The organism is Microcoleus sp. CAWBG58 (genome assembly GCF_020883045.1).
In the GTDB taxonomy this organism is placed as follows: domain Bacteria; phylum Cyanobacteriota; class Cyanobacteriia; order Cyanobacteriales; family Microcoleaceae; genus Microcoleus.
The window spans coordinates 57949-68636 of sequence record NZ_JAHRFA010000034.1; the positions used below are offsets into that span (position 1 = coordinate 57949).

Annotated in this window: 9 protein-coding genes; 6 read left to right on the forward strand and 3 right to left on the reverse strand. The window is 45.2% G+C overall.

What is annotated here, in order from left to right:
- The coding region (gene tkt / locus QZ918_RS16875) for a transketolase (protein ID WP_293336917.1) at nt 1–2006 on the reverse strand (2006 nt) is incomplete at its 3' end.
- Nucleotides 2007–2601: 595 nt separating this feature from the next.
- Here tkt and lysS point away from each other — a divergent pair.
- Together lysS and QZ918_RS16885 are read left to right on the forward strand one after the other, a co-directional pair.
- On the forward strand, nt 2602–4155 hold the full coding sequence (gene lysS, locus QZ918_RS16880) for a lysine--tRNA ligase (RefSeq protein WP_293336919.1): 1554 nt from the start codon (nt 2602–2604) through the stop codon (nt 4153–4155).
- Between the two features lie 660 nt (nt 4156–4815).
- Complete coding sequence (locus QZ918_RS16885) at nt 4816–6078, forward strand: SufS family cysteine desulfurase (protein ID WP_293336921.1); 1263 nt, start codon at nt 4816–4818, stop codon at nt 6076–6078.
- On the opposite strand, the gene QZ918_RS16890 is transcribed toward QZ918_RS16885, so the two are convergent.
- A complete protein-coding gene (locus QZ918_RS16890; RefSeq protein WP_293336923.1) occupies nt 6075–6218 on the reverse strand; it encodes a hypothetical protein in 144 nt (47 codons plus the stop codon). The genes QZ918_RS16885 and QZ918_RS16890 overlap by 4 nt on opposite strands.
- Before the next feature lie 79 nt (nt 6219–6297).
- On the opposite strand from QZ918_RS16890, the gene QZ918_RS16895 reads away from it, so the two are divergent.
- The 3 genes from QZ918_RS16895 to QZ918_RS16905 all read left to right on the forward strand — a co-directional run bounded on the left by QZ918_RS16895 (nt 6298) and on the right by QZ918_RS16905 (nt 8427).
- A complete protein-coding gene (locus QZ918_RS16895; protein WP_293336925.1) occupies nt 6298–7059 on the forward strand; it encodes a DUF4184 family protein in 762 nt (253 codons plus the stop codon).
- A 150-nt stretch (nt 7060–7209) separates the two neighbouring features.
- Nucleotides 7210–7842, forward strand: a complete 633-nt coding sequence (locus QZ918_RS16900; RefSeq protein WP_293336927.1) for a Uma2 family endonuclease — start codon at nt 7210–7212, stop codon at nt 7840–7842.
- Between the two features lie 162 nt (nt 7843–8004).
- Nucleotides 8005–8427, forward strand: a complete 423-nt coding sequence (locus QZ918_RS16905; protein WP_293336929.1) for a hypothetical protein — start codon at nt 8005–8007, stop codon at nt 8425–8427.
- 112 nt (nt 8428–8539) lie between these two features.
- Here the strand turns inward: QZ918_RS16905 and QZ918_RS16910 are convergent, their stop codons facing one another.
- The gene (locus QZ918_RS16910; RefSeq protein ID WP_293336931.1) at nt 8540–9367 is read right to left on the reverse strand and encodes an NAD-dependent epimerase/dehydratase family protein; all 828 of its coding nucleotides are present in this window, start codon (nt 9365–9367) and stop codon (nt 8540–8542) included.
- 111 nt (nt 9368–9478) lie between these two features.
- Here QZ918_RS16910 and QZ918_RS16915 point away from each other — a divergent pair, with 111 nt between their 5' ends.
- Nucleotides 9479–10333 carry a DUF1232 domain-containing protein gene (locus QZ918_RS16915; protein WP_293336933.1) on the forward strand — a complete coding sequence of 285 codons (855 nt, stop codon included), beginning with the start codon at nt 9479–9481 and terminating at the stop codon, nt 10331–10333.
- The last annotated feature ends 355 nt before the right edge of the window (nt 10334–10688 follow it).

The following is a 10688-nucleotide window of genomic DNA, read 5'->3' on the forward strand; positions in this document are numbered from 1 at the left end:
AGCGCCTTAGCCTTAGCTACGACATTATCAACGGTGTAGCCAAACTTTTCTAGAGCAACGGGGCCTGGTGCAGAAGCGCCGAAAGTATCGATGCTGATGCTGTCGCCTTCGGAACCCAAATAACGTCCCCAGCCGAAGCTAGAAGCTGCTTCAACTGCTAACCGTTTGGTAACAGCTTTTGGTAGTACAGATTCGCGGTAAGCGGCATCTTGCAAGTCGAACAATTCCCAGCAAGGCATCGAAACGACGCGAACTTTATTGCCTGCGGCGCGCAATTTTTCAGCGGCGTCAACGCAGAGGTATGTTTCGCCACCGGTGCCGATCAAAATGATGTCGGGTGTGCCGCCGTCGTCGGACAAAGTGTAAGCGCCTTTGGCTGTTCCTTCGATCGAGCTTCCGGCCAAATTGGGCAAGTTTTGACGAGACAAAGCCATTAATGTGGGGCGTTTGGGGCTTTCAACTGCCACTTTGTAAGCACCGGATGTTTCGTTTCCATCCGCAGGGCGCATCACCAATAAATTGGGGATGGCGCGCAGGGAAGCGATGGTTTCGACTGGTTGGTGAGTGGGGCCGTCTTCGCCCAAGGCTACGGAGTCGTGAGTCATGACATAGATGACTCCGGCTTCGGAGAGTGCGGAGAGGCGAATTGCGCCGCGCATATAGTCGGCAAATACCAAGAATGTGGCGCAGTAAGGAATCAAACCGCCGTGGAGAAGTAAGCCATTTGCGATCGCGCCCATGGCGTGTTCCCGCACACCAAAGCGCAGGTTCCGTCCTTCGTATTGACCTTTTTGGAAATCTTTTTCACCCTTGAGCAAAGTCATGTTAGAAGATGCCAAGTCAGCGGAACCACCGATCAATTCAGGTAGGACAGCAGCCAAAGCATTCAAACATTTTCCAGAATGATTCCGGCTGGAATCTGCCTTATCTTCTGGCTTGTAAGTCGGGAGAACTTTATCCCAACCTTCGGGAAGATTGCCAGCAACCGTGCGCTCGTATTCTGCTGCTTCAGCAGGATATGCTGCTTTATAAGCTGCAAAAGCTTCATTCCATTCTTGCTCAGCAGAAGCTCCTCGTTCTACTGCTTTGCGGAAGTGTGACAAAGCATCAGCAGGAATTTCAAATGGTGCGTATTCCCATTTCAAGAAATCGCGAGTTGCTTTCACTTCATCGGTACCCAAAGCAGCACCGTGAGAACTGTAAGAATTGCGCTTGTTGGGAGAACCGTAACCAATGATTGTGCGAACTTTAATCATGGACGGTTTGTCCGTGACTTTTTTGGCTTCTTCAATAGCTTTGTGAACTGCTTCTAGGTTAGTATCTTCATCTAGAGCGGTATTGTCTACTGTAATAACGTGCCAGTTGTAAGCTTCAAAACGCTTGCCGACATCTTCAGTAAAAGCCAAGGCGGTGTCGCCTTCAATGGAAATGTGATTGTCATCGTACAGGGCAATTAATTTGCCGAGTCCGAGGTGTCCTGCCAAGGAACAAGCTTCGCCAGAAATGCCTTCCATGTGGCAACCATCACCCATGATGACGTAGGTGTAGTGGTCAACAATGGTGTTACCGGGCTTGTTAAACTTAGCAGCGAGGTGAGCTTCTGCCATTGCCAAACCGACGGCGTTAGCAATGCCTTGTCCCAGAGGGCCTGTAGTAACTTCTACGCCTTCGGTGACAAAGTTTTCTGGGTGTCCGGGGGTTTTGGATTCCCACTGACGGAATTGCTTGATGTCGTCGAGGCTGACGCTATCGTAGCCGGTCAAGTGCATGAGGGCGTACTGTAGCATACAGCCGTGGCCGGCCGAGAGGACGAAGCGATCGCGATTGAACCACTTGGGGTTTTTGGGGTTGAACCGCATAAACCGATCCCACAGCACGAAGGCCATAGGAGCAGCGCCCATCGGCAGTCCGGGGTGTCCTGATTTTGCTTTTTCTACCGCATCGATGGCGAGAAAGCGGATAGAGTTGATGCAGAGTTCTTCGAGTGATTGAGTTGCAACAGCCATAATTCTGGTTTTTATATGTAAGAGAGTGTGTGTGGTCGCTTGTGGCAGAGGTGCGATGAGTCGAGTTCGATCGCCCGCGTCCCTGCTGTTCAGTTTCTGTGGAACTGCCGTGAGGCTGCACTACATATCATCTCACCACTTGCGATCGACAGACAACTTAATTTTTTAAGGTTTCGCCCGCTTTGGCAGTTGACTGTTGGCAGTTGGCAGTTGACAGTTGACAGTTGACAGTTGACAGTTGGCAGTTATGTGTGGGAATCAAACCGTTTATCTGTAAGGAGTTGAGTTTTTATTTGTGACATTATTTAAGTCTGCGCCGGATGTGGCGGTTGCGATCGCAGATGTTAGTCAACAGTTAAGGCACGCCTGACGATCGCAAGTGTATCTTAAGTTGTTTGAAAAATTCATCCCTGTTGCGCGGTTATGATAAAGTCTAGTGTTTCTCACATTTTGCAGCTTGGTCAGGAACAGGCAAGATGCTTGTCCCTTAAGAAGTGAATTTTCTGGTGGGGTTGGCAGGCGAGCCCGCCCGGAGCACCAGCACGAGAATAGTGCAAGATGTAAGATATTGGTAATTTTAACCAGGCAATAAGTAATGACTCTGAGTGAAGCCGAAGTCCGCAGTCAAAAAGTAGACGAACTGCGATCGCAAGGCATAGAACCGTATCCTAGCCAATCCTACGCGCGATCGCACACAGCCCAACAAGTTCGCGAATTATTTAGTCAGCCGGGAAAAGAACTCGCCAACGGAGAAACGGATCCCGAAGCAATTCCCCTGCGATTAGCAGGCCGGATTATTTCCAAGCGAGACAGCGGCAAAATTGGTTTCATCGATTTAAAAGACGCCACAGACAAAATTCAACTCAAAATCGAGAAAGCAATCGTCACCGGTGAAGTCGGTTTGAGCTTTGAACAAATTAAAAAATTGCTTGATATCGGCGATTTTGTCGGCGTCCAAGGTATTGGCTGCCGCACGCCTCGGGGAGAACTATCAATTTTAGTCCAGGAATTAACGCTGTTATCAAAAGCTACAATCCAATTTCCCGATGCTTATTACGGCATTAACGACCCCGAAGTTTGCCGCCGCCACCGCGAAATGGATTTGGCTAGCAACCAAGATGCGCTCAACCGTTTCATGCTCCGCAGCCGCATCGTCCAAAGCATCCGTTCCTATCTCTGGCAAGCCAATTTTTACGAAATAGAAACACCGACACTCCAAGCTATTTACGGTGGTGCTGCTGCCAAGCCATTTATTACGCACCACAATGCTTTGGAAGTAGATTTATATTTGCGAGTTGCTCCAGAGTTATTCTTAAAAAGGGCAATTTGCGGCGGCTTCGAGCGAGTATTTGAACTAGGAAAAGCCTTTAGAAATGAGGGTATTGATAGCACTCACAATCCCGAGTTTACCTCCTTAGAAGTTTACCAAGCCTATGCAGATGTGTTCGACATTTTAACAGTTGTCGAAGATGTGATGTGTTTTGCGGCGGCGGCTGTTTTCGGGGATGTCTTGGAAATTGAAAATCAGGGAGAAAGCATCAGTTTAGAGCGCAAGTTCGACTACAGCGACAAATATCCCGGTTTTAGCGGCAAACACTGGCAAGTGAAAACGATGGTGGAAGCTGTCAGAGACGAGTTTGGGCTGGATTTTGACAGCTTGGACTTGGAAAGTGCGATCGCAAATGCCAGCAAGCTAGAATTACATCTGTCCAAGTTAGAACAACAAAGTTTAGGCTACGTGCTCTACGCAGTTTTTGACAAATTAGTTGTTCCCAAACTAATTCAACCGACATTCATCATCGACTATCCCGTCGAAGTCAGTCCCTTAGCCAAAGGACACCGCAGCAAACCGGGATTTGTCGAACGTTTTGAGCTGTTTATCAACGGCACAGAATACTCGAATGGTTTTTCGGAATTGAACGATCCGAAGGAGCAAAGAAAGCGCTTTGAAGAACAGCTAGCGCAGAAAAACGCAGGCGACGACGAAGCGCATCCCATGGATGAAGACTTCATCCAAGCGCTATCTTTGGGAATGCCGAATTGCGCGGGAATGGGCATCGGCGTAGATAGATTGGTCATGCTTTTAACCAATACTCAAAGCATCCGAGATGCCGTAATGTTCCCGACAATGCGGCCCGTCAAAGATTAGTAAAATCTTGTGGATAATGTCTTGATTTATCAACATTATAGCCCTTCTCAAATAGGTAAGGTACGTTGTTGGGCTTCAGCCCTCTTAGTGGTTATATAAGCTGTCACTCATACCCGATCTTTTAGAGAAAAGCTATAATTAGACTCGAAAGGCTTTTGGGATTTTCAAATCCCAAAAGCTAAATGCACTGCTTTCCTCATCAAAGCCGCGTCCAATCAATTAACCGCAGTAAGATTCGTTCGTTCGTAGTGAGGACTTCAGTCCGCTCTTCTGCTGCGGACTGAAGTCCGCACTACGAACCTTTTTTGTTATGGTAATCTATATTATTCATTCGCGAACTTTATCCAAAAAAATTGACTCATCAATGGTCTCAAACATTACAAACAGGTTAAATAAACCCGCCCCCCTCCCACCTGACAACCCCCAAGGTGGTTTGATTGTCTGAAAAAAATGGAAACTACTGAAAGCATCTCTCAAAGGTCGGTTCGCGTCTGGGCCGCAAATGCTATAATTAATCAAGGTACGTTGTTGGGCTTGAGCCTCCTTTGGACGTATCTATAAAGAGGGCTAAAGCCCAACAACATACCTATTTAATCGTTTAAAATGGAATTGCGCCCTAATCTTGCAAACAAATAACTTCTCATTGTTAACTCAGAAAATATGACACTTATTCAAGAAAAAACTCTAGCCTCAAAAGTTCGCGCCGACTTTCCAATTTTGACCCAAAAAGTCAACGGTAAACCGCTAATTTATTTAGACAACGCAGCAACTTCCCAAAAACCCCTAGCTGTACTCAACGCTTGGCGGGATTACTACGAACAATACAATGCCAACGTCCACCGCGGCGCCCACACTCTCAGTGCCAAAGCGACTGATGCTTACGAAGGTGCCAGAGACAAAGTTGCAGCATTTATAAATGCAGCATCGCGGCAAGAAATTGTTTACACTCGCAACGCCACGGAAGCAATTAACTTAGTTGCTTATTCTTGGGGTTTGAGCAACCTGCAAGCGGGAGATGAAATTATTCTGTCGGTGATGGAACACCACAGCAATCTCGTTCCCTGGCAAATGATTGCTCAAAAAACCGGTGCAGTGTTGAAGTTTGTGGAATTAACCGAAACTTACGAGTTTGATTTGGAACAGTTTAAAACGCTGGTTTCCGACAAAACTAAGTTGGTGTCTGTGGTTCACGTTTCCAATACTTTAGGCTGCATCAATCCAGTTACAGAAATCTGCGAAATCGCCCACAGTTTCGGCGCCAAAGTTTTAATTGATGCTTGCCAAAGCGTGCCGCACATGAGAGTAGACGTGCAAGCAATCGATTGCGATTGGCTGGTTGCTTCCGGTCACAAAATGTGCGCTCCGACTGGTATCGGTTTTCTGTACGGTAAACTGAACTTGCTCAGAGAAATGCCTCCGTTTTTCGGCGGCGGCGAGATGATTGCTGATGTATTTCTCGAATATTCCACCTATGCTGATTTGCCGCACAAGTTTGAAGCGGGTACTCCGGCAATCGGTGAGGCGATCGCCCTTGGTGCTGCGATCGACTATCTTAATAACATAGGCATGGATCAGATTCACGCTTGCGAAGCCGATTTGACAGGTTATCTCTTCCAACAGTTGCGGCAAATTCCCGAGATCAAAATCTACGGGCCGCAACCAGACAGCAACGGTGAAGGTAGGGCAGCGCTAGCATCATTTACCGCCGGAGAAATTCACCCTCAAGACTTGTCTACAATGTTGGATCAGGAGGGGGTCGCAATTCGTTCCGGACATCACTGCACGCAAGCTTTGCACCGCTATTTGAACGTTTCATCTACGGCGCGGGCGAGCGTGTATTTTTACAATACCTCTGAGGAGATTGATGTGTTTGTCAAAGCACTCAAAGAGACGATCGACTTTTTTGGTGAGATAATGGGTTAAACAGTTGACAGTTGACAGTTGACAGTTGACAGTTGACAGTTGACAGAAGGAGAGCTACCTTTACCCTTAACTCCGAGGAATGGAGTAATGAATAGTCTGATTTTAATTTCTCCCGATCGGGCGGGCGGGCTTTCAAGCAATTGTTTCTGCTAAGCTTTGTGGGGTGGGTATTTGCCCACCTCAGTTACCAAAGTTTTTTTCGAGATTCAGTTGAGCAGAATGCCTTTTACAATAGCACATCCCATCGCCGCCGCGCCTATATGGTTGCTATCTAAACGAAAATTGGATTTATTAGCGATCGCAATTGGGACAATGATACCCGATTTGCAATACTTTATCGCCCTCAAACCAGTCAGAAGTATTGGGCACAGTTTACCAGGAGTCTTCGTCGAAGGTATACCCTGTTCCCTGATTCTGTTGCTAGTGTTTCATTGGGTTTTCAAGCATCCACTGCTGGCACTTGCTCCCTCACAGGTAGCCGACAGACTACCACCAATCAGACGATACTCGTTTTTTCCATTATCCAGATTTTTAATAATTATAGCATCGATCGCGATCGGCGGCATCAGTCATATTGTTTGGGATGATTTTACTCATTCCACAGGGTGGTTTGTCGTCAACTTTCCCCTGCTGCAATCTAAGATTTTGTCTCTACCACTTTACAAGTTACTTCAATATGGAAGTGGCATATTCGGACTCTGCGGTTTGTCGATTTGGTTTTTAGTATGGTTGCTCAACACTCAACCTCGTCAAAGGCAAGAAACTCTACCTATTTCCTGGAAATTATTAGCAACTGGCTGCATTTTACTCACATCTGGCATCTTCGCAGCAATTGCGATAAAGTTACACTTAGCTGAGGATGGAAGTTTTTCGGGGATAGTTGTTAGAGCTGTTATTGGTTCTATTTCCGGGCTATTTATCGGTTGTATTTTATACTCAGCTACATTTTGGAAGCTCAAAGTTTTTCAGAAATTAAGCTAACAACTGGGCAAGCAGGATAATTCTCAATGCTTTTCCAGCATCCGCGTTCATTCGCGTGCATCTGCGGTTCAAAAAATAACGCCCTTTTGGAACTAACTTTGACCGTGATACAATAAAACTAGAGTTTTCTCAACTCAAGGAGATTTTGAGATGATTGCTACTACTTCAAGTTTAGCCGAACAGAGAACCCTGCTAGAAAACATTAGCTGGCAGACTTTTGAAACGTTGCTCAAAGAAATAGGCGATAAGCGAGGTTATCGCATAGCTTACGATGAAGGGAGACTAGAAATTATGGCGCCACTATTTGAACATGAGAACTACAAGAGCAATTTCGGTAATTTCATCCTTGCTCTAGCAGAAGAACTCGGCATTGAAATTAAAAGTGCTGGCTCAACTACTCTCAAACTCAAAAATGCAAAAAAAGGTATAGAACCAGATAACTGTTATTATATCCAAAATGAAGCAGCAGTTAGAGGCAGGCAAGAATTAGATTTAGAAACTTCCCCACCGCCCGACTTAGCAATTGAAATAGATATTACCAGCAGTTCAGTTGATAAGCTGGCACTTTACTCAGCACTTGGAGTTCCGGAACTCTGGCTGTATAACGGGCGAGTTTTGAAATTTTATCAGTTGGTAGAAACAGAATATATTCAGCGCGAATTTAGTATTGCTTTTCCCTTTGTAGCAGCAGCGGAAATGGCTGTTTTTTTCACTCGCACTCAAACGATGGGGGAAATGGCTTTGCTGAAATCTTTTAGGACTTGGGTTAAGGAGAAAATATAGAAAAGGTTTCATACTAAATCCGAGTTAGGTATCCCCTTGAAGAAGGAGGCGGTTGAAACCGCTTCTACAAAAACAAAGCGGTTGAAACCGCGTCTACAAAAACAAAGTCCGCCTGCGCCGACTAAAAGATAAAGGGATCGTAAACCCTGATTTGGTATCATAATGAAAAAATTACTAACTACTGCAATTGTTTTTCTGTCCGCAGCAAATCCTTGTTTCGCTATGACTCCCTCTGAGCTAACAATATTTGCAACTAACTATAAATACAATGAGAAGGCTCCGATAGCTTATTCTTATTATGACAAAGCTTGTCAAAGAAATATCTCTGTTTCTTTGGTAAAAATTATGGATTTAGGCAAGGGAAGAATCGGAGGAATTACCAATCAATTTCTGTGCTGGGGAGCTACCTACACTTATTTTGAAATGACTCGCGGTAACTTGGAATCTATTCGAGCTTTTGTGGCAATACGTGCAGGCAGATCCACTCAATATACAAACTGGGGCCCAGTTGCCAATCCTGGGGATGATTTAACTCAGGATCAGCTTATATCTGTGGCAAAAACGATGACAGCAAATACAAAATGATTTGTATAGCCTCTCTCAAAAAGATGAGGTATGACTGACAGGTTACATAACCACTGAAACTCTTAGGGCTGAAGCCCAACAACGTACCTCATCTTTCTGAAAACTACTATATTTAAAACTCTGTAATTTCAGGATGGATAAATTGATACCCAGCCGCCTTAATTTTTTGATTCGATACCCTCGCATTATAAGGGCGCACGCTGCTCACAGATTTATCCCAAGTAGCTTTCGGTAGATTGTGAGTTTCAAAAATGCGATCGAGTAATTCGCGACTAGATAGCGACACATCCCCGACTAAATTATAAATCCCCTGCAATCTATTGTCTAATGCAAAGGTCAATCCTCCAACAATATCATCTCGATGCACCCAATTTGTCGCATCTTCTCCGGCGCCCGGACGAGTTGTCCCAGCCCAACGTCCAAAGATTTTAACTAATTCTCGCCCCTGCCCGTAAATGCCACCCAAACGTAGAATGCAAACTTGCAGGTTTGGATTTGATGCTGCTAATAAAACTCGTTCGGTTTCGGCGAGAATTTCACCGTTGGGATTGGCGGGCGCGACGGGCGATTCTTCATCTACCACTTTACCTTGACAGTCGCCGTAGACTGAATAAGTACCCGTATAAATTACCTGCTTGACTGTCGGTGTCTGCTGTAAAACTGATACCAAAGTTGTCGCAGTCTCTAAGTAACTTTCCCGGTAAGCATCAGCATTTCGAGCACCGACGCACAGCATAACAGCATCTTGGTCTTGCAGCAAACTCGCGATCGCACCTGCATCATTTCCCTTAAGCACAACTACCCGCTGGGCGACACCCTCCAATTCACTAACTCGGCTCGCTGTCGTAGTTGTCGCCGTCACAGTACAATCAGATTTACCGCGTAAATGTTTCGCTGTTGCAGTACCCACATAACCGCAGCCGACGATCGCAACTTTCATCAAAAATTCTCCATTTTGTCCTAGCTTCTAAGATTATTGCCGGTTTTTGCGAAGATGCGAGGTCAGGTTTGTGGTAAGATCGAGATACTCGCGATCGATCCCAGTTGCATCATGTCCCAACAAGATATTTTTGCTACATCTTCTGAAACCGAACTTTTAGCTTTTTACGGTTCTTTATTTGCGATCGCAGCCGCCGACGGTTCCGTTGATATTGACGAACTAAATTTGTTGTTTAAAACCATAAATTTAGACAAGTTTTCCGATTCAGCCAAGGCTCAAATCCAATCCTACACTGCGACTCCACCATCTCTGGGCGACTGTTTGCCAAAACTCAGTCAGTCAAAAGAACCGCTGCGTTTGGGAGTCATGTATTTTTTAATCGGCATTGCTTTGGCAAATAATGCCCTGCATCCCACAGAAACCAACGCGATTCAATTCGCGAAAAAAATGCTCGCAGTTTCCGATTTGCAAATTCAAGCGATGCAAGAATTCTTCGCAGACATGAAACAACTACAGGAGGCTGCACCCAAAAAAGATCGAGCATCTGCATCATTTAATACTGCTGTTTCCCAGCTCAAAAATAAGGGCATTCCTCTCGATTTAATCGACCCCAAAAGAACCACAATAAACCTCACCAATCCGCAACCAGGTTATTCCGATGAAAGTTTTTGGGCAAAACTTAAAAAGTTTGCTTTAAGTGCTGGCCGAGAAGTAGTTGAAAAAGCTTTGACTCTTTATTACACTGCTCAAAATCCCAACGTGCCGGCTTGGGCTAAAACCGTTGTGGTGGGAGCTTTGACCTATTTTATATCCCCAGTTGATGCGATTCCAGATATATTAGTCGGTGTCGGATTTACAGACGATTTGGGGGTGTTGCTGACTGCGATTGCTACTGTTTCAATATACATTAATGCTGAGACTAAAGCACAAGCACAGCAGAAAATGAGTGATTGGTTTGGTAAATAATCTTATCTGGTTTGTAGTAAGGACTTTAGTCCTGCTCAATTTAAAAATCAAGAAGGACTGAAGTCCTTACTACGAACTTTTAAGAAGGACTGAAGTCCTTACTACGAACTTTTAAGAAGGACTGAAGTCCTTACTACGAACTTTTAAGAAGGACTGAAGTCCTTACTACGAACTTTTAAGAAGGACTGAAGTCCTTACTACGAACTTTTAAGAAGGACTGAAGTCCTCACTACGAACTTTTAAGAAGGACTGAAGTCCTTACTACGAACTTTTAAGAAGGACTGAAGTCCTTACTACGAACTTTTAAGAAGGACTGAAGTCCTTACTACGAACTTTTAAGAAGGACTGAAGTCCT

Bases quoted from the DNA above. Each gene is read 5' to 3' on its own strand.
- lysS (WP_293336919.1), top strand. From the start codon at position 2,602: ATGACTCTGAGTGAAGCCGAAGTCCGCAGTCAAAAAGTAGACGAACTG.
- QZ918_RS16885 (WP_293336921.1), top strand. From the start codon at position 4,816: ATGACACTTATTCAAGAAAAAACTCTAGCCTCAAAAGTTCGCGCCGAC.
- QZ918_RS16895 (WP_293336925.1), top strand. From the start codon at position 6,298: ATGCCTTTTACAATAGCACATCCCATCGCCGCCGCGCCTATATGGTTG.
- QZ918_RS16900 (WP_293336927.1), top strand. From the start codon at position 7,210: ATGATTGCTACTACTTCAAGTTTAGCCGAACAGAGAACCCTGCTAGAA.
- QZ918_RS16905 (WP_293336929.1), top strand. From the start codon at position 8,005: ATGAAAAAATTACTAACTACTGCAATTGTTTTTCTGTCCGCAGCAAAT.
- QZ918_RS16910 (WP_293336931.1), bottom strand. From the start codon at position 9,367: ATGAAAGTTGCGATCGTCGGCTGCGGTTATGTGGGTACTGCAACAGCG.
- QZ918_RS16915 (WP_293336933.1), top strand. From the start codon at position 9,479: ATGTCCCAACAAGATATTTTTGCTACATCTTCTGAAACCGAACTTTTA.